Source organism: Flagellimonas eckloniae (genome assembly GCF_001413955.1).
GTDB lineage: Bacteria > Bacteroidota > Bacteroidia > Flavobacteriales > Flavobacteriaceae > Flagellimonas > Flagellimonas eckloniae.
On record NZ_LCTZ01000002.1, the window covers coordinates 1,170,403 to 1,197,138 of the forward strand.

Consider the following 26,736-nt stretch of genomic DNA (forward strand, 5'->3'; position numbering starts at 1 on the left):
AAGCCCCTTTTTATTCTACAGTAAAAACGTACTAAATAATCATTCCAGCCGCCACTGTTTCATTGGTAGATTCATCTACTAAAATAACACTTCCTGTAATTCTATTGTTTTTATAAGAATCAATCATTAAAGGTTTAACTGTTCTAAGCCTTACCTTACATATGTCATTCATATTTATATCCTTATCATCGAACTCACGCCCCAAGGAATTTATATCTATTTTATAGATAACCTCTTTGATCATGGCCGTTTGTTCATTGGTTGTATGCCTAACAGCATATTTGGCGCGTGGTTTCGCTTTGGAACTGTTCAGCCAGCATAACATAACCTCCATTTCTTGAGATGGTTCGGGCATATTATTGGATCTAACGATCATATCGCCCCGTGCAATATCAATATCATCATCAAGAGTCATTGAAACTGACATCGGAGCAAACGCCTCATCGATTTGACCAGTTGGGCCTTCCAAATTTTTAATTTTTGAAGTGAAACCAGATGGTAATACTGTTACCTCTTCTCCTGTTCTAAAGATTCCGCTTGATATTCTTCCAGCATAACCTCTATAGTCTATAAACCCATCTCGTTGAGGGCGCAAGACGGTTTGAACCGGAAATCTTGAGTCCACTTTATTAATATCACTGCTTATGTGAAGGGTTTCAAGTGTATGCAGTAAAGGGGCTCCCTTGTACCAAGGCATGTTCTCCGAACGATTTACGACATTATCTCCCAAAAGAGCACTAATTGGTATAAACCGAACATCTTTTACAAAAAGCTTGGTCGAGAAATCCTCAAACTGTTTTAAAACCTTGTTATACGCCTCCTCATCAAAATCAACCAAATCCATTTTATTGATGCACACAATAAGATGTGGAATCTGTAATAGTGAGGCTATAAAAGAGTGTCTTTTGGTCTGTTCTATCACCCCATGCCTTGCGTCCACCAAAATGATTGCTGCGTTGGCGGTTGAAGCTCCGGTCACCATATTTCTGGTATATTGGATGTGTCCTGGAGTATCGGCAATGATAAATTTGCGTTTAGGTGTAGTAAAGTATCTATACGCTACGTCTATGGTAATACCCTGTTCTCTTTCATCTCTAAGGCCATCTGTAAAAAGTGCCAAATCCACTCCCTCGTGTCCTTTTTGCTTACTTGTACTCTCAACAGCTTCCAGCTGGTCTTCAAATATCGATTTTGAATCATACAGAAGACGGCCAATCAGTGTGCTTTTTCCGTCGTCCACACTTCCTGCTGTTGTAAATCTTAAAAGTTGGTTATCACTTATACCCATGTTGTTCAATTCAATTTTTTAAAAATAGCCTTGTTTTTTACGATCCTCCATTGCTGTTTCAGACCTTTTGTCATCAGTTCTGTTTCCTCTCTCAGTCTGTCTCATTGCGGACACTTCCTCTACGACCTTGTCCAAAGTATCTGCATCCGATTCGATACCTCCGGTAATAGTAATGTCACCTAAAGTCCTAAATCTTATCTTTTTTGTTTCGATTTTTTCGTTTTCCTCCATTACCAGAAATTCTGAGTTGGGAATCCATGAATCGTTTCTCCAGACCACGTCGCGTTCATGGGCAAGATATAGAGAAGGAACTGCAATGTTTTCTCTAAGAATATAGTTCCAAACATCCATCTCTGTCCAGTTACTTATTGGGAAGACTCTAAAATGTTCTCCTTCAAAATGTTTCCCGTTGAACAAATTCCAAAGTTCAGGTCGTTGGTTTTTAGGGTCCCATTGTCCAAAGTCATCTCTATGGGAGAAAAAACGTTCTTTGGCCCTGGCCTTTTCTTCATCTCTTCTTCCCCCTCCAATGGCACAGTCCACTTTGTTAGACTCTATAGCATCCAATAATGTAGTGATCTGCAACGCATTACGGGTTGCATTTTTACCTTTTTCTTCTGCTACCCTACCTTGGTCTATTGATTCCTGAACGGAACCAACGATTAAGCGGACACCAAGTTCATTGATTAGATCATCCCTAAATTTAATCGTTTCGGGAAAATTATGGCCAGTATCCACATGCATGAGAGCAAATGGAATTTTACTGGGGTAAAATGCCTTCTTGGCCAAATGGGTTACAACTATTGAATCTTTTCCACCAGAAAAAAGAATCACAGGGTTTTGAAATTGAGCCCACACTTCACGTAAAACGTAAATTGCTTCCGACTCCAGTTCATCGATGTAGTTCAATGAGTAATTGTACTCGTTCATCCTTTATAACTTAAGTTTATTTTTAATTACATTATATATGATTTCCACTGATTCCTCAATAGAGTTTTTCTCGGTTAAAACAACGTGTGGTTTATTGGGATGCTCGTATGGCGCGGAGACTCCCGTCATATTTGAAATCTCGCCTCTTCTAGCCTTGGCATATAATCCCTTAACGTCTCTTTGCTCGCAAACTTCTAGACTAGTATTGACGAAAATTTCAATATAATTCTCTTCACCCACAGTTTCCTTTATCTTATTCCTATCTGCCTCATAAGGTGCCACAAAAGCAGCCAAGACAATCAACCCTGCATCAACGAAAAGCTTGGATATCTCGGAAATACGTCTAATGTTCTCTGACCTATCTTCTGGACTAAAAGAAAGATTTTTATTTATTCCACTTCTAATATTGTCCCCATCCAAGGTATATGTATGTACATCATTCTCATAGAGGAATTGTTCCATGGCATTGGCAATGGTAGATTTACCAGACCCAGAAAGACCCGTAAAGAAAATTAAAAAAGAACTATGTCCATTCTTGGATTGTCTTTTACTTCTAGAGATTTTATAATCGTGAGGCACAATATTTGAACTCATCACCTAATTAATTTTATGTTCAAAATTAGAGGTTTTGACCTCATCTCTTCCATTATCGTGTTTTATTTTTTTTCTTTTGAACGTGGAAGTGGTTTTATTTTTTATTTTTTTCAATCGCCTTTTAATAAGTCCAAAATTCAGTCTATACCAAATTCTCTCATGTACATAGTAAAGAATCATTTTAGAAATTACTTCAACACCTCCTATTTTTAATCCCATCAAGGGGTCTCCAGATATAATCCAGGACAACAAAATGGTATCTGTGGTACCAATAAGACGCCAAGAAAATGTTTTAGCCAAGTGCCTTTTTTGACTTTCTGGAATTGGAATCCTAATCCAGATACGTTCATGAAAATAATACAATAGCATTTTAGTGAAAACCTCGGCGAAACCAATTTTTAACCCGGTAAGCGGGTTTCCAGTAATAATCCAAGAAATGGTCACTGTATCCAGTGTTCCTAAAATTCGCCAGGTAACTGTTTTGGCAAGGTGTCTTTTGTATGATATTTTAGCCATCAGTTGCTAATCAGGAAGTAAGGATTTAGAAGGTTTTCCTTGTTGTACAACAATGGTTTTTGGGAATCTTGGGCCGTCACTTTTAAACCAACAGCATTGCATATCGCTTGTCCAGCAGCGGTATCCCACTCCATGGTAGGTGCAAATCTGGGGTATACGTCGGCAATTCCCTCTGCCACCAAGCAGAACTTTAGCGAACTTCCTTTAGAGACTATCTCCACATTTTTATATTTTGACTTTAAACCGGCAACAAAACTCTCAGTATCCTCATTCATATGAGATCTACTTCCTACAACTCTAATTGTATCTTTTAATTGTATGGAAGGGTTAATTTTATCATCTTCCTTAAATAATTCACTCACAACTTCATGATCTTGGGTAAGGACAGTCTTGAAAGAGGCTTTTAAACCTGCATCAGCATAGTACAACTCTCTGGAGACGGGGACATATATTACACCCAATATTGGTTCTCCTTCAGAAACAAGGGCAATGTTCACAGTGAACTCCCCATTCTTTTTTATGAACTCCTTTGTGCCATCAAGTGGGTCAACAATCCAACAATCTTTCCACGCTTTCCTTTCTGCATAAACCGTTTCCTTGTTCTCTTCGCTGATAATTGGAACATTTGTTTTTTGTAAATAGGAGTTGATCACATTATTTGAGGCTATATCCGCAAGAGTAAGAGGTGAATCGTCTTTTTTCGATTCAACACCGTGATCATCCCTATCATAAACTTTAAGAATTTCTACACCAGCTTCAATTGAAGCCTTAATTGCAATCTCCAGTAATTCTTTACTATTCATATTCATGAATTTTTTTAACTTTTATCTAGGTTGTTGTCCAAAATAGTTAGTCCCATATTATCGTAAATTCGGACCTTCTGTTTTCTGCGTGTTTTTCCTCCGAACATATGGTTTTATTGTCGCATTCATTTTTCAATTGGGTTTCGCCCGCTGCTTCCATCTTCAGTCTCTCTGGTCTTATCCCTTTTAATATTAGGTAATCGGTCGTGCGCTTCACCCTTCTTTCAGACAACCATTGATTGTATTTGTCTGTTCCCCTAGAATCAGTGTGTGACGAAACTTTGATCGCTAGATTGGGGTGGTTCTTCATCAACTGGGCCATTTTATCTAGTAGCACTTTGTCATTTGCGGAAAGATACGATGAATTAAGTTGGAAGTAAATGTTCTGGAGACCTTCCAGTTCCTTTTCTAAGGCAGTCCGTTTTGCTTGCTCGGCGTCCAGTTTTGCCTGTTCGGCCTCGGCCAGTTCGACAGGTTCTCTTTCACGTTCCAATCTTTCGGCCAACAATATTGCCTCTTCATCTTCTCTCTGCTTTATTGCTATTGAATCTTGAACTCTTTTTTGTTCTTTTTCCAGTTCCTCTAAAAGTGCCAATTTCTCTTCACCTTTTCTAGATAACCCCTTTTCAACATTAAATCGGTAGGCAACTCCTAAAGCATGTTGTACATGATTTGTCGAATTCTCCGTGTTCATTGTCCACTTTCCGGTAGAATTAAAATCTAATCCAAATCTGTCTGAAAACCAAGTCCGAAAACCTATAACAGCATTATATGTTCCCCTGCCTTGATTATTAGCATCAGTATATCCAGCACCAATGCCTACATATGGGTCAAAAAAACCTGTTTCGCCTAAAATCATATTAAGGTCATAACTTATTCTAAAATCCAAACCTAGATAATCCACATCTTCAGGGTTTATTGAATTATCAACGGTTTTCCCCTCTTTATATTTATTGTATGTTCCTATAGCCTCAAGTCCTAGACCGTTTTTGAAATAACGACCAATACTTATTCGTGAAGGGTAAGGAACTGCGTTCCATCCTTCTTTAAAATCAAACAGTTCCCCAAATTCGTCCCCTGAGTCATCAACAAAATTTGTTCCCAAAGAAACCATCCAGAAACTTTGGACAATACTATCTTTTTGTGTTAGTTGAATATCTTGGGCGGTACTTAGCCAAGTACACACAAAGGTGAGCGCTATGCAAGTTGTCTTTGTAGTTTTCATAATGTAGGATTCGAGGGTTAACTGGGGCAAAATTAGGTCAACTAAGCAAAATCACTTGTTTTATACTTCCAAGTGCTTCAATTTTCGATAAGAAGTAAAAAATGAAGAGTCTTGGTTAATCTACCACCCTATTTTTTCAAAGTTTATGGTTTTGGAAGTATGAGGTATTTTATAAATATAAAATGGATATGAAACGTATTGCACTTTATCTTTTTCAACCTCATCAGAATCGACCATCTCAATTGAAACTGAAACCTCATTTTCAGTTTCCTCATTTGAAGATAGTGTAAGCAGTTTTTTCCCTTTCTGTTCTCCCAAGCACACAACCAGTACTATTTCTTTGGAGAAATCTAAAGTAGGTACAGGCAGTCCAGGTTTTCGGGTCCGGTTGATTTTAGCATAGAACTTATTCAAAGATTTTGCGTCTCTAATAACCATGGTCTCATACTCGGAAATACCACTGTATTCGTCATGTGCAATCAAAATCATTCCGCTATCCTTTTGCTCTGACGTCAATTGTGTCTCTTTTTGTGCCTTACAGGAAGTAAAACAGACCAATAATATCAACAGTAAATATTTCACTGATCAGTATGTGTTTTTAAAACGTGATTTATAGGCCTTTTCATAAACTTCTTCATAAAGAGGTAAAATATGTAAAATATCGAATTTTGAGGCCACTTTGAATGCGCTTTCCTTGAATTGTTCCAAAACAGCTTCATCTTTTAAAATATAAAGTGCCTTTGCTGCCATTTCATTAACATCACCCACATCGGCAAGAAATCCAGAGATACCGTTCTTATTTACTTCTGGAATACCGCCTGTGTTGCTTGAAATAACCGCTACCCTATTAATCATTGCTTCCAAAGCCGCCAAACCAAAACTTTCCGATTTTGATGGCAGTAAGAATAAATCTGAAAAACAAAGTATGCGATCAATCTCATTGCTATTGCCCAAAAACACTACTTTTTCCTTAATTCCCAGATCATCACAAAGCTGTTCAGCACCTTCTTTTTCAGGTCCCTCTCCCACCATTATAAGTTTAGCAGGGATTTCTTTTTGAATTTTGTGAAATACATTGATAACATCTGGAATACGCTTTACCGTCCTAAAATTACTAATGTGTGTTATAATGCGTTCATCTTCATCAGCCATTAAAGAGCGCTGACAATCTGTATAATCAACACTATATTTTGAAGTATCTATAAAATTTGGAATGACTTCAATCTCTTTCTCAATAGTAAAGATGTTTAACGTGCTTTGTTTTAAATCTTCTGAAACCGAAGTAACAATATCTGATTTGTTGATACTGAAAGTAACAGCCGGTTTGTAAAATGGATGTTTACCTACCAGAGTAATATCAGTACCATGCAGTGTAGTAATCATAGGAATAAAAATTCCTTCTTCCTGAAGCATTTTTTTGGCCATATACCCCGCATATGCATGGGGAATAGCATAGTGTACATGCAAAACTTCTATTCCATAATGCTTTACCGTATCTACCAATTTACTTGATAAGGCCAACTCATAGGGTTGATAATGAAAAAGTGGGTATTCGGGAACATGAACTTCATGAAAGTGGATGTTGTTACCCAAAAGTCCTAATCTAACCGGCTGTTTATAGGTGACAAAATGAACTTCATGCCCTCTTCCCGCCAAGGCTATTCCTAGTTCTGTGGCTACAACGCCACTACCTCCAAAAGTGGGGTAACAAACAATTGCTATCTTCATAAGAGCAAAATTAATGCAATATTAACAGTCTAGTTTATAATGGAATCATAAATAACTTGCTGAATCCTTGTCCTAAGTCCCGACTTCACCAAAAGCGTATTGCTTGCCGTTGGGTATGTTCTATTGGATAAAAACACATAAACCAACTCCTCTTCTGGGTCCGCCCAGGTATAAGTTCCTGTAAAACCGCTATGCCCAAAACTTTTTCTTGAAACACACCCACAGGTTGGTCCTTTTTCTTTTAACTGGGGTTTATCAAAACCCACTCCCCGTCTAACATCTTTATGACAAAAATAACAGGTGTTGAATTTTTTTATGGTCCGTTCATCTAGAAAACGCTTGCCTCCGTAAAGCCCGCCTTGTAGGTACATTTGCATAATTTTTGCCACATCATTGGCGTTACTGAACAATCCTGCATGACCCCCTACTCCACCTTGCATTGCAGCACCCATATCGTGTACATACCCCTGTACAGTTTGGTACCTATAATATTTATCTTCTTCGGAAGGGACTATTTCATCTTTTGGAAATCTGTTCAATGGATTGAAGGAAGTATGCTCCAAGCCCATTGGAGTGTACAAAAACTCATTAATCAGTTCATCCAAAGATTTTCCGTACGTATCCTCAATATATTTTTTAAAGACATAATAGGCAACGTCGCTATAGCGATATCTATTGGATTTTAAGGATTGCCTACCAATTCTATTGTAAATTGAATCCTTGTAAGCGTCTGTTAAATAGAGGTGATCCGAAACCTTATATGAAAATCCTTCTGTGGGTTGATTTCTATAAAAATCAGAAGATGGTTTTCTGTTTTTCGTCAAAGTATCAATATAAAATGCGATCCAAGAAGGCAAACGCCCATAATGGGATAGCGCCTTTAGCACCGTTACATCTTTTAATTCCGAAGATTCATATTCAGGAACCAATTCTTTGAATGTATTGTTCAAAGCAATCTTGCCCTCTTCCTCCATTTTCATTATCAGCGGTAATGTTGAAAGGATTTTGGTCAAAGATGCTAAGTCGTAAATGTGTTCTCCATTGATTCTTTCCTCAGAGGTATAGGTTGGCTTTCCAAAACTCTTATTATATACCACCTTCCCTCTTTTTGCAATCAAGACTTGTGCTCCGGGATACATCAAAGAATCCAATCCAACATGTACCAAACTATCAACAGAAGCCAATTTACTTGAACTTAACCCTACTCTTTCTGGAATACTGTACCCCAATCTGTGTAACGGTTTTAATTCAACCCCACTATGTACAGGAAGTTCCAAATGCGAAGAAACGGGTAGCTTTCCATTTGCCCCAATGGCACCAAAAATGACCTCAGCAGCTTTTTTCTGTGCGATGGCACTGTTTTGATATGCCACCACTACCCCATCAATAGTGTTAAAATGCGCCACATCTAACAGCGAATACGGTTTTGCAAATACAGTGAGTATGGTGTTGCTGGTTCTTAATCTGGAAATTTCCTGTAGCCAAAAAAGTTCGTTCTCTGAAAATTTATATCCCTTCCACGGGCTTTCATTGTTTTTGTGAAAACCTATAATCACCAAATTGAAATCTTTCAGGTTATTTCTATATCCAGCGGCATCTTTAGCCTCTATTTGGGTAACTTTTGCATACATCGATAACGTTTCCAAAAAGGTTTTACCCGAATCGTCACCAAATTTCACATAGGCAATTTTCTTGTTTTCCAATTTTTTAATCGGAAGCAGGGAAAAGTTATTTTTTGCCACTGTAATGGCATTCTCCATAGCCTCCTCATAAATTACATCATTTTCAACACCATTTAAATCCTCATAAAGATGTTCCAGTTCAATAGGTTGATAGTTATGCAAACCGGCCTTGTACTTGGCCATCAATATTTTTTTCACGGATGATGAAAGATGTGCTTCGGTAATTATGCCCTTGTTGTAAGCTTCAATCAACTTTTCTTTGGCTTTTAGTACATTTTCGGGCATTAATAAGACGTCGTTCCCAGCACGAAAGGCTTCAAGTTCCACCTCACCTTCGTTGGCAAATTGAGAAACCGCTTTCATATTTAGCGCATCGGTGAAGACAAGACCTTTAAATCCTAGTTCTTTCTTTAACAACACAGAGACAATCTGTTCTGAAAGGGTTGAAGGAAGTCCTTCCCTAATCTCTATGTTTGGAACATCTAAATGTGCCACCATTACAGAGCTCAATCCATTTTTTATCAACGTTCTAAACGGATAAAGCTCAACGGAATCCAACCTTTCTTTGGTTGAGTTTATAATTGGTAAGGCTTTATGGGAGTCTGTTGCCGTATCACCATGACCGGGAAAATGTTTCCCGCAGGACAAAACACCGGCTTGTTCCATGCCCCGCATAAATGCTGTTCCTTTTTGAGCAACACTTATAGGGTCTTCTCCAAAAGAACGATTTCCTATGATTGGATTTTTTGGATTATTGTTCACATCTATGTCTGGTGCAAAATTGATATGGACCCCAAGCCTTTTTGCATGTTTTCCTATTTGATGGCCCACTTTTTCAACTACAGAGCTGTCCTTTATGGCGCCCAACGTCATATTCCAAGGAAAGGCATAGGTAGAATCCAATCGCATTGAAAGCCCCCACTCCGCATCCATGGCAACCAGCAATGGTATTTTGGAGTGTGATTGATATTCATTGGTAAGCTTTGCCTGACGAACGGGTCCACCATTTGAAAATATGACCCCACCAATATGGTGTTCCTGTACAAGTTGTGTTATTTTATCTGTTGTAGCCTTATCTTGGTTGGATGCAACACTAACCATAAACAATTGCCCTACACGTTCATCAACCGACATAGCATCATACGTAGATTCCACCCAATTAAATTGTGCAATAGAATCTTTTGCTATTAACGGGTTATTTTGGCCGCTAGCGCTTAAAAAAACTAATAAGAAAATGGGAACGTAAAGGTTTATCCGCATAAAATCTTGTCTAGGACATGAACTTATAACGCATAAAAATATTGTATTTCATCGAAGAAAACACATTAATTAAGAGAATTTAAACAAGTCCTATATATAGCTAACCGTTAAAACTCTCAATCTAAGTTTTTCTGTGGGTAAGCGAAGTCGCAAATTCGTTTTTTGCTTTTGAAACGACTTTTCTCTTAAAAAAAGAATTTTTGATAGAAGTTATGGGTATTGCACTTATAGGTTGGGCTAAGGTTCGTTGCTGTGATTCGTCCGTCTACGCTCGCCGAAGCTTTTTCAGCGAAGGTGAGAGGACAATCCAGCCGAACCTAAAGATAGCTTTTTGCGTGTGATTTCCGTTTAGGAAATCCGCAAGCAATGAATTTTAGCCTTTGTTGTAGGCAGTGTTTTTTTATTGCGTGATTAAATTCAAGTGACGTTTTACACGCAGGAATACGTCATTAAGGTGTTTCCGTGATTTGAGTTTCTTTACAACGTCTTCTTTCGCATTAATTCCGTTGATTTCTGGCAACAGCAATGAACTGATGAAAAGCTTCAAATTCTGAATTCGTTCCGTTGGGTTTAGCGGACTTTCTAAATCTAATGTTTTGATAAATATCTTGTTTTCCTTCCGTTTAGAAGGACCGAATCTATTCCAAATGTGCATGGTCACCTCTGTATAGTCCAAGTCCTTAAAATTGAATCCATAATTTAAGTAGTAGCTGTTACTAAAGTTTGATTTTTGTAGCTCAATAATTTTTTCCAGTTCCTCTGTTTCCGAAGTCCATTTATTTCCTTTCTTTTTGAATCCATGAGGTTTCAAAAGTTGGTCAAGTTCCGCTTTAAATTCTTGATTTGTCATTTTTTGGACATTGCCTACAACGATTAAGATATCGCTTGTTTTAATGAGCTATATCGACCGATAAGTGAAGTTCGGGAAATTTAAGTTAAGATTCAAGGGTAAATTAACGGATGGCCCGAGTAAAATCAACGAATTTGGTAATATGTTCTTCTATGAGCTTCTAAAACCTAGTTATTGTAAAGTATTGCTACACAAACCGTGAGTGCCAACTTTCAGAGGCAGGAACTTCCCAGTGTTCCAAATACTCCTGCTTGCTGGCCACCAAATTGTTGAATACGATGGTATTTTTGGATATGGCCTTCTCTTTTGCCATTTTTTTGAAGTCCTGTAAAGATTTGTACGTTACATATTCACCTTGCTTAAAAGAAACGTTCATACGGTCCAAAAGGCTTACATTGTACTTTTCCTCCAGTGCTTGTATAAAATGTACCGAGGCATCTATGGAGCATCCAGAGGCACTTGCATTGGTCTGATCTAAGGCAATAATGATGAATCTGTTGTATTTTATTTCAAACCCCGCCTCCAATTCACTTCCATGTGCGGTCCACTCTTGAATAAAATTGATTAGATTTTGTTCTATTTCCTGTAATTCCGATTCCTTAAAGCTTCGGTTGGATTGGTATATCCAAATTCGCGAGGTTTCCGGCAATGTTTTAAAATCTACTAGCATTTTAAATAGAATTTGCAATAAGTTCGGCTACATCCAAAACGGTAACACTATCTTCTTTTTCGTGGGCTTTGATTCCGTCCGTCATCATGGTATTGCAATACGGGCATCCGGTTGCAATAATGTTTGGATTGGTTTCCAGCGCATCTTTTGTACGCAGCACATTAATATCCATATCCCCTTTTTCAGGTTCTTTGAACATTTGGGCTCCTCCGGCTCCACAGCACAACGCCGTTTTTTTATGACGTTTCATTTCTACAATGTCGGCATTGGTTTTCTTAAGAACATCCCTTGGTGCGTCAAAAACGGAGTTGGCTCTCCCAAGATAACAAGGGTCGTGAAATGTAATGCGTTTTTCTTTATATACTTTCCCTTCAATCGATAAACGTCCATTATCGATCAATTCTTTGATGTACTGCGTATGGTGAACAACATCATAATGTCCACCTAAACCTGGATATTCATTTTTTAAAGTATTGAATGAATGTGGGTCACAGGTTACAATACGTTTAATCTCGTAACCGTTTAAAACCTCAATGTTCATCATAGCCTGCATTTGAAACAAAAATTCATTGCCCGCACGCTTGGCCACATCTCCGGTACAACTTTCCTCTGGTCCCAAAACGGCAAATTCTACCCCAGCCCTATTCAATATTTTCACAAAAGCTCGGGAAATCTTTTTGGCTCTATCGTCATAACTACCTGCGGAACCGACCCAAAACAATATTTCTGGCTGCGTACCTTGAGCCATAAATTCTTCCATGGTTTTCACCTTGATTTCTTCACTCATAGTCCTAGAAAGTTATTCGTTTACCCAATTTAACCGGTCCATTTGATTATAGGGCCACGGAGCTCCATTATTTTCGATATTGGACATCATATTGTTCAATTCCGTTGGTGCAGCGGATTGCTCCATCACCAAAAATCTGCGCATTTCCATAATAATGGACAATGGGTCTATGCTTACAGGGCAAGCTTCTACACATGCATTACAGGTAGTACATGCCCATAATTCTTCATGGCTAATGTAATCGCCCAACAATTGTTTCCCATCTGGTACAAATGTTCCTTTATTGGCATCTATATTTTTCCCTACATCTTCCAACCTATCCCTAGTGTCCATCATTATCTTTCTAGGGGATAGTTTTTTTCCAGTTTGGTTAGCTGGGCATTCTGATGTACATCTACCGCACTCGGTGCATGTATACGCATTGAGTAATTGCACCCAATTTAAATCCATGACATCCGAAGCACCAAATTTTTCTGGGTCCGGTGCATCTTCAACAGGTGCAGCAAATGGATCAGCTGAGGGATCCATCATCAGCTTTACCTCATTGGTAACCGCTTCCACATTATTGAATTGACCCTGAGGCTTCAATTTACCATAATAGGTATTCGGAAACGCCAATAGAATATGTAAATGCTTGGAATAATACAGATAATTTAGAAAGGCCAATATTCCAAGAATGTGCAACCACCATGCGGTACGTTCAACCAATATTAAGTTTGATGCCGACATGTTTTCAAATAGGGGTGCAATAAATTGGCTTATTGGAAAGGCTCCCGCTTTTGTATAATGTGCCACATCCATTTGTTGCAATTGAAAGTCAGTCGCATTCATGGTCAAAAACAAGAACATTAGTACCAACTCAATATATAGGATCATATTGCCATCCTTTTTGGGCCATCCTTCCATTTCAGGCTTTATGAATCTTTTGAGTTTGATGATATTTCTTCTGACCCAAAAAATAACAACGGCTATGATGACCATGAATGCCAATACCTCAAAAGACCCTATCAGAAAATCATATAAGGCTCCCAAAGGAGCAAATACCCTATGGGTACCCAAAATCCCATCCAATATAATTTCGAGCACTTCCAAATTAATGATCACAAAGCCTACATAGACAATAATATGCATAAGTCCCGCTATGGGGCGAACTACCATTTTGGTCTGGCCCAATGCTATTTTGGCCATATTCTTCCAACGTTGTGGTCTATCATTGCTGACATCCACATTTTTTCCCAATTTGATGTTTCGTGACAGTTTTCTCACATTTCGTGCAAAAAAACCAATGCCCACTATTAGGGCGATAGTAAAAAGTATATTGGGCAAGTACTCCATATATTAATTCTGATTTTGAGAGGCGGGATCATTCTCCGGAAGCTCATATTCTTTTTGTTTCTTTCCAAATACAGAAACATTTACATAGCGTTTGGGATTGAGCCTGAAATCCTGTAGCAATAAATCCAATTCTCTAGAAGCAGCTTCAAGGTTATTATATAGTTTTTCATCATTGGCCAGTTTCCCAAGAGACCCCTCACCCTTTTCAATCTTTCCTAGGGTGGCATTTAAGCGTTCTACGGTGGTTTTAAAACTTGCAACAGTCTCTGCCAGTCCGGCATTGGCCAATGAATCTGAAAGCTTAGAAAAGTTGGTCGTGATATGATCCACATTCTTAAGGGAATTATCCAGTTGTTCTTTGTTGCTTTCCAACAATCCATTTAGTTTGTCCGCACTTCCCTTGAATGAACTTACCAAAGCGTTTATGCCCGCTATGCTCTGTCTCAATTCGTACCTTGTCTGATTGTCTAGTACATCGTTAAAATTCATTAATAATGTGTCTGCATGGGATACTGCTCCTTCTACCTTAGTTTGAAGTGGAGTCAGCTTCTCTTGTACCAAGGCGGTAATTCCCGGTTTAATACTTGAGTTTAAAGTATCTCCCGATTTTGCGAAAGATGCGTCATCAAAAACTGGAAGAATTTGTATACCCTTTCCTCCTATAATTCCAGTATCATAAATTTCTGCACTACTATTTTTGGAAAAATCCTGATCTTTATTAACGGTAAACTCAACAACAGATCTAAATTTGTTGTCCTTAAATTTTATGCTTACCACTTTACCCACAACCTGTCCGTTTATGGATACCTGTGTACCAGTCTGTAATCCACCGACATGGTCGTATACTGCGTAAAATATTTTATCGTTTTCAAAAAATGGGGAAGACTTCAAATAGCTTAATCCAAAGATTACCGCTAAAATTCCTGTAATTACTATAATCCCGGTTTTGATTTCTCTGGTTAGCTTCAAAGGGCTCGGTTTTCTGTTCTAAACAAAATTAGGAATATTTTTGACAAGGCAATTTTTGTACCTGTTAACCTATTTTAAAGCTTCGGTCAAAGTTACCCTTGTGCCATTTTTATATGCCACAATATAGCAAGTAGTATATCCCTTAGTAACAGCTTCTCTTTTTAGTTGCTCTGCTTTTTCATAAGAATCTGCATTCCCGTACATATAACGAAAAAGGTTCTTAACTGGTTCTTTTGATAGTATATCCAATCCATTAAAATTCTCGCTCCTAAGCGGAATTGTATTGGCACTGGCCATAAGCTGTACTTTAAAAATCACTCCCGTTTTAGCTGGAGGTGTTGTTTTTTCAATTTTTTCTGTTACCGTTACAGCTTTGGGTTGAGAATTTGTATTTGATGTTACTTCCTTACTTGATTCTACCAGTTCTTCCTTTACAGGTACTTGTGTAGACTCTGGTGTATCTTCCTTAACAATTGGTGTATCAATGGAGATACCACTGGTAACATCCTCTTTATAGGCTAAAACAGCATCGGCAATAGCCTTGCCCATTTCATCTTGTCCTTTTTTAGAGTTTAAATAGCTTCCTTCACCTTTATTGGTCAAAAAACCTGTTTCTACCAAGACACTCGGCATAAACGTTTGGTGAAGTACTATAAAACCTGCCTGCTTCACCTTTCTATCTTTTCGATTCAATTTTTTAGTGAAATTATCTTGAAGTTTTTTTCCCAATAAAATACTCTGATCCAAAAACTCTTCTTGCATTATGGTAAGCCCAATTACAGATTCTGGGGAATTAATATCGTATTCCGCATAGCGTTGTTCATAATCGTCCTCCAGATAAATTACGGAGTTCTCTTTTTTGGCCACCTCAAAGTTTTGTCTATTCACATGTAGTCCCAAAACAAATGTGCCTGCGCCATGGGCATCTGAAGTATGTGAATCGCAATGTACCGACACAAATAGATCTGCGTTGGCTTGATTAGCGATTTCCCCTCTTACAAAAAGATCTATAAAGGTATCATCCTTCCGTGTATAGATGACTTCGATATCAGGATTCTTCTCTAATTCTTCACCAGCTTTCAATACAATACCCAAAGCAATGTTCTTTTCAAGGTACCCGTTTCCCAAATTACCAGGATCATGACCACCATGACCTGCATCCAATACAACAACAAACTTATCTTTTGGGGTTACTTCGGTATCATTCTTGTTGAATGAAGTAAAAGAAAGGACAGAGAGTAAAAAAACAAAAAAAGCTAGCTTACTTTTAATCATAAGAACTAAATAATTATAGTGTTCCCCAATGGTTAAAAATATTGTAAACCCCAATGAAAGGAACAAAAAATATATGTAAGTTTGAGCCCAAAAACTAGGCCAAACTAGAACAAAAATAGGATTTATCACGTTGCAATCAAACAAACATATTTTAGTTTTCCTATTTATTCTCATTGGCTGGACAATAAATCTTAAGGCTCAGGAGGGCGATTTTATTAAGCCCTTACCAATAAAAGCCCATCAGGATAGCATAACCGCACCGCTTTTACCCATCAATATTTTAAATGATTCCATTCCTCTTGATTCTTTAGAGATTGATTCCGTTGGAGGAAAAAAACCGCTCTTATTAGATCAGATAAAATACAAAGCTAAAGACTATGTGAAGCTTAGTCAAAGTGACAACAAAATATACCTTTATAACGAAGCCGAAATATATTATCAGGACACAGAGCTTAAAGCTGGTGTAATTGTCATGGATTATATTAAAAATGAGGTGTATGCCGGTAGATTAAGGGATTCTACTGGAACCTATTCACAACTTCCATTTTTTAAACAGGGAAGCAATGAGGTAAGGCCAGATTCCATTCGATTTAATTTTGATACGCAAAAAGCATTAATCTGGAACTCAAGAACAGAACAGCAAGCTGGCCTGGGGCAATTGGGCAGCGATGCCATGAAAGTGTATGCAGAAGTCACCAAAAAAGAGAATGATTCTGTTTATTTTCTGAGTGAGGGGAAATTGACCACATCCAAGGATACTATTGATCCTGACTACTATATAAGAATACGGAAAGCCAAATTTGTTCCAAAAAAGAAGATTATAGCCGGCTATAGTAATTTATATATTGTGGATGTTCCAACCCCAATTGCTCTTCCTTTTGCCTACTTTCCATTGACCGTGGGAAGAACTGCAGGATTGATTTTTCCAACATTTGGTAATGATCCCAACAGAGGTTATTTCCTGCAAAATGGAGGGTATTATTTACCCATCAGTGATTATGTGGACTTGAGTGTTACTGGGGATTTCTACACCAACGGCAGTTATGGTTTTAGAACGCAGTCCATCTATGCAAAACGCTATAAATACAGAGGAAATGTCAATTTTAGTTATGAAAATATCATCACCAGTCAAAAAGGGTTTGATGATTTTAGTCGTAGTAGTAGCTACAATATTAGGATAAGTCATTCCCAAGATACTAAGGCCAGCCCAAATTCACGTTTTTCTGCATCTGTAAACCTTGGTAGCAGTCAATTTTTCACCAATTCTTTGAATCAAATAAACAGAGCTAATACGCAGACCAACACATTTGCTTCGTCTATAAGCTATTCAAAGACTTTTCCAGAATACCCATCTGTAAATACGAGTCTCACCTTAACGCACACACAAAATACAAGAACGGAAGAGAGTGTCATCAATATGTCCCTACCCACTTTCCAGGCTAGCATGGAACGTATTTTTCCATTTGCCAAACGTGATGGTCTGAAAAAGGGAATTATCCAAAATGTGAATTTTCAATATGATGTAAATGCACAGAATAGTATAACCACAACCGAAGAGGATTTCTTCACAAGTGAAATGTTTGATGGTGCACGTGTTGGTGCTAGACACAGAATACCAGTTTCCACCAACTTCAAAGTGGCTAAATATCTCAGCGTGGGCCTATCAGGAAACTATGAGGACGTTTGGTCATTGGAGACCATAAGCCGCAGGTATGATGACGATTTAGAAGAAGTGGTTACAGATACTATTGCCGGATTTGACCGATTCAACCGATATAGTTTCAGTACAAGTATTGGTACAACGGTATATGGTACGTTTAACTTTGGAGAAGACAAAAAAATACAGGCCATTCGCCATGTCATGAGGCCATCAATTAGTTATAGCTATGCCCCATCATTTGAACAGTTTTATAATACCTACACCGATGAGGACGGTGATGAAGTCCAATATACACCTTTTGAAAACAGCATTTATGGACGTCCTTCCTTAAGCAAGGGCAATTCTATAGGTTTTTCATTACAAAATACACTCGAGGCAAAAGTAAAAGACAAAGATTCAACAGCTACTGAACCAAGGAAAGTAAGTATTCTTAGCAATCTTAACTTATCCACGAGTTATAATTTTGAGGCAGATTCTCTAAAATTGAGCCCTATAAGCCTTAGCGGTGGTACTGAAATCATTAAGAATGTTCCAATTAATTTTTCAGCCACATTAGATCCCTACGCTATCGATAATAACGGAACACGTATCAATACCTTTAATATCAATAATGGGGGTGGGCTTTTAAGGTTAACCTCCGCACGGGTAAATACAGGCTTTTCCATAGACAGTGAAATGTTTAAAAAAGGTGGTGATAAAAAAAGGGAGAAACCTGAAAAAGAGGAACCTGATTATGGCGCAAACCCGTTTGAACTTCAAGGTGCACGTGATGGAGAGCCGCATTTTAAAAAGGATGAGGAGGATTCCGGAGATACTGAAAATCCAATCTATGCCTCAAAAATTCCATGGGATATGCGGCTTACCTATGTTGCCACATATAGCAATAGCAATAGGCAAAATGAGATAACTAATCATTCCCTGATGTTTTCCGGAAACGTACAACTTTCACCCAAGTGGGAAGTAGGTTTTAATTCGGGATATGATATAAAAAATAAAGGTTTTGCGGATACCCGACTAAATTTTAAAAGAGATTTGGACAGTTTCCGTTTAAGTTTTGATTGGACACCTTTTGGAAGGTTTGAACGATGGTATTTCTTTATTGGAATAAAAAGTTCCATTCTTAGTGACCTTAAGTGGGAAAATAGAAGTCAGCGATAATTGCTGGATTGTAAAAATGCCAGTAACTTTATATTAAAATCCAATATGAAAAAAATAATCAATACTCCAAATGCACCTGCTCCAATTGGACCTTATAATCAAGCGACACTCATGAACGGTACACTTTATATTTCTGGACAGATTCCAATTGATCCAGCAACTGGAAATTTGGTTGAAGGTGATATCAAAAAGGAAACAACACAGTCAATGGAAAATTTAAAGGCAATATTGGATGAAGCAGGAATGACCTTTGATCATGTAGTGAAAACTTCAATTTTCATTAAGGACATGAATCAGTTTTCTGAAATAAATGAGGCTTATGGGGCCTATTTTGATGCTGAAACCGCACCTGCAAGAGAGACTGTTGAAGTTGCCAATCTTCCTAAATTTGTTAATGTTGAAATCTCTATGATAGCGGTTAAATAGTTTGTCGATGAAAATCGACCAACCCATCTATGGGACGTCTTCTAATCACTCCCAAAATCAAATCGTTGCGCTCCAGTATTGTTGTAAGTTCGTCCTTTAAAAAGTGTGCTATACTTCCAACAAAACTAATGGGAACCTTCGTGGCCAGTTCAAACTGCATAATATAGTTGTTCACGAATTGTTGTAAACCTTTTTCAATGACTCCTTTGCAATATGGATGCTCTTTATTTTCAATAATAAAGCGGGCAAATGTGGCTAAATAGGTATTTGGATTAGGCTGTTTGTACAAATGTTCTTTTATGACATCAGCATCCAAATCAAATTGTTTGGCAAATTGAATCCCCAAATCCTGGGGCATTTTGTGAAAATAATAGTCTCGCAAGAGTTTTCTTCCGAAGAAATTACCACTTGCATCGTCCATTAAAATATATCCTAGGGAAGTTACCTTTTGAAATAATTGATGACCATCATAATAGCTACAATTAGATCCTGTTCCTAAAATACAGACTATACTTTGCTGCCCCATGTTGGTTGTAGCGTAAATAGCTGCATATGTATCTTCCCGGACTTCCGTTTTTGCATTTGGAAAGAAATCCCTGAAAATTTCCTTCATAAAACCCTTCATTCTATCTGTACCGCATCCCGCACTGTAAAAATACAATTGTTTTACCGCGTCTTTATTCTTGGAAATCTCAAAGTTATTGGCCAAACGGTCTTCAATAACTTCGCGAGTCAATACTTCTGGACTAAGCCCAAGAGTCTGTGTAAGAAATAATTGTTCTCCTTTATCATTTAACGCAATCCAATCGGATTTGGTTGCCCCGCTATCAACAATCAATATCATATATCAGGTTTTATTTTGAATCTGGGTCAAGGTGAATTCACCTTGACCCAGATTTTGATGTAAGTATACTAAAAGATTAAAGGTTTGCCACGTGCTGAGCCAAGTCAACCAATTTATTGGAATAACCCGCTTCGTTGTCATACCAAGAAACAACTTTAAAGAACTTCGAGTTTAATTCCATACCAGCTCCTGCATCAAAAATGCTTGTTCTTGCATCGCCAATAAAGTCTTGTGAAACAACGGGTTCCTCAGTATATCCTAAAATACCGGCCATATCTCCTTCAGAAGCTTCTTTGAATGCCTTCTTTATTTCTTCATACGATGTTTCTTTTTCTAACCTTACGGTTAAATCCACAACCGATACGTCGGCGGTAGGCACACGAAATGCCATCCCTGTAAGTTTTCCTAAAAGCTCTGGAATAACCTTGGTTACAGCTTTTGCTGCTCCGGTAGAGGCGGGAATAATATTTAGCATTGCGCTTCTACCTCCCCTATAATCTTTTCTTGAAGGCCCATCAACTGTTAATTGGGTCGCTGTGGTAGCATGTACCGTGGTCATCAACCCCTCTTCAATACCGAACTTATCATTTAAGACTTTCGCAAGCGGAGCAAGACAGTTGGTCGTACAAGATGCATTGGACACTATTGTGTCTGAAGCCTTTACCTCTTGATGGTTCACTCCCATCACAAACATTGGCGCATCTTTTGACGGTGCTGAGATAACTACTTTTTTGGCTCCACCATCAATATGATATTGTGCCATTTCCAAAGTTGTAAAAATACCGGTACATTCTGCAACAATATCTGCACCCACTTCATCCCATTTCAAATTTTTGGGGTCACGTTCAGCTGTGATTCTAATTGTTTTTCCGTTTACAATAAGGTTTCCATCCTTAACTTCAACTGTTCCGTCAAATCTTCCGTGAACAGAATCGTATTCAAGCAGGTATGCGAGATGCTCAACATCCAACAAATCGTTTATCGCCACAACATCTACGTTGTCTCTCTTTACAGTAGCCCTAAAGACTAATCTTCCTATTCTACCGAATCCGTTAATTCCAATTTTTAAATTTGACATTTTTACTCTGTTTGATTTAAATTTATGTTGTCATGATATCGGAAACCCGTATAAGTTCCTTATCAACTTCTGTATGTGCTTTAATTGCTTCACTAATTGGCGTAAGAATAAGTTTGGTGTCCCTTATACCTACCATATAGTTTGATTTTCCCTCTAAAAGACTTTCAACTGCTTTCACTCCCATTCTACTTGCCAATACCCTATCAAAACAGGTTGGATTTCCTCCTCGCTGCATATGTCCCAATACAGATACCCTAACATCATATATGGGTAAATGTTCTTCAACATATTCCTTCAGTTCAAAAACATTTTTCCCAATCTTATCACCTTCTGCAACAATAACTATACTGGAAGATTTACCTGATTTCTTGCTTCTTTTCAAGGAATCCAACAAACGTTCCAAACCTAGATTCTGCTCTGGAATCAAAATCTCTTCCGCCCCTGCTCCAACACCAGCGTTCAATGCGATATGTCCTACATCCCTTCCCATAACTTCAACAAAAAACAATCTGTTATGTGAACTTGCCGTATCCCTAATCTTATCTATAACATCTACAACAGTGTTTATGGCAGTATCAAAACCAATGGTATAACTGGAACCTAAAATATCATTATCTATGGTTCCCGGAATTCCCATTATAGGAAAATTGAATTCTTCATTAAAGGCCAAAGCTCCTGCAAAACTTCCATTACCGCCAATTACAACAAAAGCATCAATCTTAGCTTTTTTAAGTTGTTCATGTGCCTTTTTCCGGCCTTCTGGAGTTCTAAATTCTTCGCACCTGGCAGATTTCAGTATAGTGCCGCCTTTATTAATAATGTTATTTACGCTACGGGCGTCCATGGGTTTAAAATCACCATCTATCATTCCTTCATATCCTCTGTAAATACCAACACATTCTATTTTAAGATATGCACAAGTGCGAACTACGGAACGAATGGCAGAGTTCATTCCGGGAGAGTCTCCCCCAGATGTAAACACCCCTATTTTCTTAATTTCTGAAGCCATTCAAAATTTTAAAAGATCAAAGCTAGGAAACTTTATTTAATTAATGAATGACATATTAACTAATTTATTTTCAGACGTTTTCGCAAACGTTTTCGTAAATTTTTAATCAAAAAAAAGTAAAAATATAACCTTAGTTGAGGATTCCTTTTGTAGTGTTTTCCTTTGGAGTAAATCTAATGAGGCTATCTTTTCCCATAATTTCCTTGGACTGTTTTTGTTCAAGTGGAGTAGACTGTTTTTGCTGTTTTTGAAATATTTTTTGCATCAGTTCCTTAAAACTATTAAAATCAACCTTATAGGAAAGACCCACCCCTTGTGTGTACCCTTGTCGTTCTGCCAAAAACTGTTGAATTTGATTTTCCCTATTAAAGATTTTTGCACTTAAGGTTCCTTCTTCATTCAACAATACCTGTACCTCAACATCTCCGGCAACCACACTTTCAGATACTCCACCAACTGGCACTCCTACCCTTCCATTTACCAGGATTCTATCAGATATCTGGGTTGATACCGTTACACCAATTCTGTCCTCGGTACGAATATCAGCACTGGTATCCAAATATCCTTGTTCATAGGAAAGCCCAAGATTGAACTTATCACTGCCACTATCTAAAATTTGGTTGAGTAATCCGGAAGCTGTTTGAATAAGGTTTCCCGTTACTGCCTGTTGGTTTATTCCGGACTGTTCATTTACAAAAGTTCCTTGTGCCAAAAGGAAGAAGGCATTCCGTTCTTTTACAGTTGGATCTTGTAGTCTATACTCCAACTCTGATTGCACAACCGAATTGGTTCCTGGAAAATCAATGTCAAAATTAATATTAGGGCTTTCCAGTTCACCATCTAAACGTACAACAACCTCTGTTGGTATTCTTGCACTATACTCTTGGCTATCCAAAAGGGGTGCAGGGTTAGCGTTTAAAGCATATACTGCTTCCAAATTAAGTTGTGCTGCCAATGGGTCCCGTTCCCAAAGAATGGTTCCCCCTGGGCGAACCTGAAATTTTTTATCGATTACACCCCCATATTTAAAATTGTATTCTCCAGTAACTGCGACAAATTCCCCATACATGTTAAACTTACCGTTTGTATTGATTTCTATTAAAAGAATACCTTCACCAGTACCTTTTAATGAACTTCCGGTGCTCTGGTCAACCACTATTTCAACTTCGGCCTGTGGGGTCACTGCCAAATCAAAGGCCATTTCCAAGCCTTGATAATCTTGAAGCACGCGTTCTTCCCTAAATGATTCCGAAGTGCCTTTTTCAATAAAATTTATAAAGGAATAGTCTCCAACGCTGGTCACATCACTTAGAGGAATCTTTAATGATGTACCTCTGGCCGTACTTGCGTCCACGGCAATGGTAAGTGCATCTATCGGGCCATAAATACTCCCTGTTCCATTTATAAAACCAGTGCCATAGTACAAGGATTCTTCATCAAACTCCGTATTCAAAATCATAAAACGGTCATTGTTGGTATCCAAATCCAGATCAAGGGACCAATCATCAAAAGCTGTATGGTTAATTGTTCCATCTAGGGTTGCTGTGGTGCCTTCGGTTACATCGGACAAACCAATATTCTCAAAATAGAATGTTTGATCAAAAAGACGAACACGTGAATATGGGGCAAAATCATAATCCACGTTAAGATAGGGAATGCCAATTCCTGCATCGCTTAAACTTAGTGCCCCATTTATTGAAGGGTTGGAAACCTTTCCAGTTATTTTGGCATATCCATCAACACTTCCCCTTATGTTTGAAATGACACCATCTCCCAAGGGACTGAATGGTTCTAATGCAAGGCCTGTAAAGTTTGCGGATAAATCAAGTTGTCTGTTGTTATTTACATTGGATACATTTCCATTTATGCTCAATTTCTCTTGACCATTGTCATTTAACCATGTGCTCACACCAAACTGGGTAAGGTCGTTATTTCCAAAAATACCTATTTCAAGATCTCCCAACCGCATGTTGTTCACACTAAAGTCTTCAACATTTAGACTAGAAGTGGGGAGATATTTTCCATCTTTTTGTAGAATATTGAGGAAACCATTCACAGAACCCTCCAGTTTAAGACTATCTATTACAGGAGTTATTTTATTTAAGGAAACAATTTTGAACTGAAGCGCGAGGTCTTTATATGTAGAATCTGCCAATTCTCCCCGCAGTCTTATTTGTTCTTCATTATTGTTGTCCATAACAACTTCCTCTATCCGAATGCTATCTAGAGTTCTGTTAACAATGACTTTGTTCTTGTCATTTCCATCTTTATTCAAGATCCAGGTGTTTCCTTTGAAATTCACATCGGACTTTTTTAATCCAATGACCGATTTGTTTTCTTTGTTGAATGTATGATAGAAATTTAGGTTATAACTATCATCAAACCCACTTCCTCCGGTAAACTCGGTTCTAAAGAAAAGTGTGTCCTTCAATGTGGTATTGATAAGACTGAAATCTTTAACATCATAATACACCGTGGACATATCTTCTACTGATACGAATGTATTGAATAGAGGATTTTTGTTATCGATTTTAAGTTCAATATTATCAAAGTCATTTCCATAGGCTTTAATACTTGGAGATTTAAACGTAAGTTTGAAATCGCCCTCGTCCGAAACAATATTTCCCCGTATAAAGGTATTTGCATCAAAAGTTACCTCTGGAAAAAATACATCTACAATTTTATTGTAAATCTTGAAATTAAAACTAAGTTCTTGACCATCTGAAATTTCAAAGGGCTTGTAATTGGTATAAATGCTTCCTACGGAGTTTTGCACCAACTTACCAATTTCTCCAATCTTAAACTTTCCTTTTACATAGCCAGTGATAATATCTGGGGAATTTATATCTATTGTTCTTACAGTATCTTGGTCAAATGATGAGGAAACCGCGAAATCATCAAAATAGTAGGTTTGATTTATGTTTTGATAGGTAGTGCTTGAAAATCGTATTTGTCCTTCGATATTGTCCAAGGTATTTCCCGTAATATCCATATTTAAATCGCCTTTAAAAATGGAAATACTGTCATTAATGAAATTCAGCTTTTTTAAATCCGCATGGGCAACGGAAGCAATAAAATTGAAATTATTGGAATTCTCTCCAAAATCTGCCAATCCCTTAAAATCAAACTGAATATTTTCATCCCTGCTTACCAGATTCCCATCAAACAGTTTTTCTTTTAGAATTCCCGAAACTTTGAGATTGTTGTATTCATAATCGTTAAATTCTAGCTTATAAACCTCTCCTATTACCTCTGTATTCAGGTATTCCGCTATAAAACCTTTTCCTTCAACATTTACATCCAAACTAGCCTTTCCCAATTGTTTATTCTCGATAAAACTTCCCAAATCAAAATCAATAAGAGATATAAACCCTCTGTACGATGCATCATCGATGGTTTGAATATTGGTCATCTGCAAATCAGTATAACTATTGCCAATTGCAGTATTCAAATTTATTTGGACATCCAATGAAGTCTCTGTAACCTCGGCATCTCCGCGAATTGTAAACTGACCCAGCTTTTGAACAGAAGACGGAATATTCTTCCCAAGAAGATTGGGCAACAATGATCTTAGCTGATAATAGCTAGAGGTAATATTGTTGATTTCGCCACGCATAATAAAAGGAGCTTGGTCGCTGAACATATTATCAAACTCAAAATCCCCCCGTATACCTGTATTTTCAGTCTGAACAAATAACTCATCAACACTTAGTCCATTAAGCACCCCACTCATTTTTCCAGAAAACAAAACTTCCTTGCTCCCACCAAATTCATTGTAGAATCTATTGATATCATTTAGAGCAACTGTGGATTCAGTAAATGCAGCGTCAACTTTTACTTTGTTCAAAAAATCCGAAAAATCTTCCCTATTATAATTAAAAACCAAACCACCTTTGAGTGCCGATTCTTTGGTTTTGATTCGTAAGGAATCAAAACGCATTTGTTGTTTGGTATACTTAAAGTCTGTTGAAAGATTTTCTAATCGGATACCTCTTTCACTCAAGAATGATAAATTTTCAACCCCAAGGGTAACCTCAGGCCCCAAAATTTGAAAATCGGTTGCCAGTATACTCAAATCCGTAAAGTTCAGTATTTCCTCTGCTTCATCGTTCTCATCGGAAAGTTTGAATCTTCCTTCTGAAATCTGAATTTCATCCGAAGACATAAAAAAAGGAAGGGTTCCGGGCGCCCTCGGTTTTCCATCATCCAATTTATCTACAAAAATATCCAGATTGGTGTCCCTTTCGCCCTCGTAGGTTTTCAAATTAAAAAAAAGTCCATCAATCTCAATATCGCCAAACTTCATTTCACCATTGGCCATATTCCTTAAGTTTAAGATAGAGGTGGACAGTTTTTGGATGTAGGCCAGCGTATCCTTTTTATAATCTTCTACATAAATACCCTTTATTCCGGTATTTAAATTGAACAGGGACAGGCTAAGGCGATCTATGAAAATATTCGTGCCAAATTCCTCATTAATGGTTTTTGTGGCATATTTGGCCATCCTGGTCTGTACTGCCGGAATTGAAAGTATTAAAGAGCCCAATACCATTATTAGCAGAATAGCTAATAAAAATCGTAACAGTATTTTCCTTAATTTTCTGATAGGGCTTTATGTTTTACCTTTGCTCAACCAATTTTTGTTCCAA

General features: G+C 37.8%; 21 protein-coding genes. 2 read left to right on the forward strand and 19 right to left on the reverse strand.

The genetic code is table 11. The annotated features are described in order from the left end of the window. Positions 1-31: 31 nt before the first annotated feature. The 15 genes from AAY42_RS05105 to AAY42_RS05175 form a co-directional block, all read right to left on the reverse strand. Positions 32-1,288, reverse strand: a complete 1,257-nt coding sequence (locus AAY42_RS05105; protein WP_055393015.1) for a sulfate adenylyltransferase subunit 1 — start codon at positions 1,286-1,288, stop codon at positions 32-34. 18 nt (positions 1,289-1,306) lie between these two features. Beyond that, on the reverse strand, positions 1,307-2,218 hold the full coding sequence (cysD, locus tag AAY42_RS05110; protein WP_055393017.1) for a sulfate adenylyltransferase subunit CysD: 912 nt from the start codon (positions 2,216-2,218) through the stop codon (positions 1,307-1,309). Positions 2,219-2,221: 3 nt separating this feature from the next. Further along, on the reverse strand, positions 2,222-2,812 hold the full coding sequence (cysC, locus tag AAY42_RS05115) for an adenylyl-sulfate kinase (protein WP_055393019.1): 591 nt from the start codon (positions 2,810-2,812) through the stop codon (positions 2,222-2,224). 3 nt (positions 2,813-2,815) lie between these two features. Then, positions 2,816-3,328 carry a DUF2061 domain-containing protein gene (locus AAY42_RS05120; RefSeq protein WP_082433328.1) on the reverse strand — a complete coding sequence of 171 codons (513 nt, stop codon included), beginning with the start codon at positions 3,326-3,328 and terminating at the stop codon, positions 2,816-2,818. Then, complete coding sequence (gene cysQ / locus AAY42_RS05125) at positions 3,328-4,131, reverse strand: 3'(2'),5'-bisphosphate nucleotidase CysQ (RefSeq protein ID WP_055397728.1); 804 nt, start codon at positions 4,129-4,131, stop codon at positions 3,328-3,330. Before cysQ ends, AAY42_RS05120 begins: the two co-directional genes overlap by 1 nt. 46 nt (positions 4,132-4,177) lie before the next feature. Beyond that, on the reverse strand, positions 4,178-5,356 hold the full coding sequence (locus AAY42_RS05130) for an OmpA family protein (RefSeq protein ID WP_055393021.1): 1,179 nt from the start codon (positions 5,354-5,356) through the stop codon (positions 4,178-4,180). A gap of 120 nt (positions 5,357-5,476) precedes the next feature. After that, positions 5,477-5,938 (reverse strand): hypothetical protein, encoded by a 462-nt coding sequence (locus AAY42_RS05135; RefSeq protein ID WP_139063651.1) that lies wholly within the window; start codon positions 5,936-5,938, stop codon positions 5,477-5,479. A 3-nt stretch (positions 5,939-5,941) separates the two neighbouring features. Beyond that, complete coding sequence (bshA, locus tag AAY42_RS05140) at positions 5,942-7,084, reverse strand: N-acetyl-alpha-D-glucosaminyl L-malate synthase BshA (RefSeq protein WP_055393033.1); 1,143 nt, start codon at positions 7,082-7,084, stop codon at positions 5,942-5,944. A 29-nt stretch (positions 7,085-7,113) separates the two neighbouring features. After that, complete coding sequence (locus tag AAY42_RS05145) at positions 7,114-10,026, reverse strand: glycoside hydrolase family 3 N-terminal domain-containing protein (protein WP_055393034.1); 2,913 nt, start codon at positions 10,024-10,026, stop codon at positions 7,114-7,116. 400 nt (positions 10,027-10,426) lie between these two features. After that, positions 10,427-10,876 carry a DUF4304 domain-containing protein gene (locus tag AAY42_RS05150; protein WP_055393036.1) on the reverse strand — a complete coding sequence of 150 codons (450 nt, stop codon included), beginning with the start codon at positions 10,874-10,876 and terminating at the stop codon, positions 10,427-10,429. 187 nt (positions 10,877-11,063) lie between these two features. Beyond that, positions 11,064-11,546, reverse strand: a complete 483-nt coding sequence (locus tag AAY42_RS05155; protein ID WP_055393038.1) for a hypothetical protein — start codon at positions 11,544-11,546, stop codon at positions 11,064-11,066. A 1-nt stretch (position 11,547) separates the two neighbouring features. After that, complete coding sequence (locus AAY42_RS05160; RefSeq protein WP_055393040.1) at positions 11,548-12,333, reverse strand: (Fe-S)-binding protein; 786 nt, start codon at positions 12,331-12,333, stop codon at positions 11,548-11,550. A 12-nt stretch (positions 12,334-12,345) separates the two neighbouring features. Beyond that, the gene (locus AAY42_RS05165) at positions 12,346-13,668 is read right to left on the reverse strand and encodes a 4Fe-4S dicluster domain-containing protein (RefSeq protein ID WP_055393042.1); all 1,323 of its coding nucleotides are present in this window, start codon (positions 13,666-13,668) and stop codon (positions 12,346-12,348) included. Positions 13,669-13,671: 3 nt separating this feature from the next. Beyond that, complete coding sequence (locus AAY42_RS05170; RefSeq protein ID WP_055393043.1) at positions 13,672-14,637, reverse strand: MlaD family protein; 966 nt, start codon at positions 14,635-14,637, stop codon at positions 13,672-13,674. A 69-nt stretch (positions 14,638-14,706) separates the two neighbouring features. Beyond that, positions 14,707-15,912, reverse strand: a complete 1,206-nt coding sequence (locus tag AAY42_RS05175; protein WP_055397729.1) for an N-acetylmuramoyl-L-alanine amidase family protein — start codon at positions 15,910-15,912, stop codon at positions 14,707-14,709. Positions 15,913-16,042: 130 nt separating this feature from the next. Between AAY42_RS05175 and AAY42_RS05180 the strand changes: the two genes are divergently transcribed. Together AAY42_RS05180 and AAY42_RS05185 are read left to right on the forward strand one after the other, a co-directional pair. Beyond that, positions 16,043-18,730 (forward strand): putative LPS assembly protein LptD, encoded by a 2,688-nt coding sequence (locus tag AAY42_RS05180; RefSeq protein ID WP_055393044.1) that lies wholly within the window; start codon positions 16,043-16,045, stop codon positions 18,728-18,730. Between the two features lie 45 nt (positions 18,731-18,775). Next, a complete protein-coding gene (locus AAY42_RS05185) occupies positions 18,776-19,156 on the forward strand; it encodes a RidA family protein (protein WP_055393045.1) in 381 nt (126 codons plus the stop codon). Here the strand turns inward: AAY42_RS05185 and AAY42_RS05190 are convergent. From AAY42_RS05190 to AAY42_RS05205, 4 genes are all read right to left on the reverse strand, one after another. Beyond that, positions 19,149-20,000, reverse strand: coding sequence for an N-acetylglucosamine kinase (locus AAY42_RS05190; protein WP_055393046.1), 852 nt, complete (start codon positions 19,998-20,000; stop codon positions 19,149-19,151). The two genes, AAY42_RS05185 and AAY42_RS05190, sit on opposite strands and share 8 nt — an antisense overlap. A gap of 76 nt (positions 20,001-20,076) precedes the next feature. Then, positions 20,077-21,078, reverse strand: a complete 1,002-nt coding sequence (gene gap / locus AAY42_RS05195) for a type I glyceraldehyde-3-phosphate dehydrogenase (protein ID WP_055393048.1) — start codon at positions 21,076-21,078, stop codon at positions 20,077-20,079. Positions 21,079-21,100: 22 nt separating this feature from the next. After that, on the reverse strand, positions 21,101-22,087 hold the full coding sequence (gene pfkA / locus AAY42_RS05200; protein WP_055393057.1) for a 6-phosphofructokinase: 987 nt from the start codon (positions 22,085-22,087) through the stop codon (positions 21,101-21,103). A 130-nt stretch (positions 22,088-22,217) separates the two neighbouring features. Then, positions 22,218-26,639 (reverse strand): translocation/assembly module TamB domain-containing protein, encoded by a 4,422-nt coding sequence (locus tag AAY42_RS05205; protein WP_055393062.1) that lies wholly within the window; start codon positions 26,637-26,639, stop codon positions 22,218-22,220. Between the last annotated feature and the right edge of the window lie 97 nt (positions 26,640-26,736).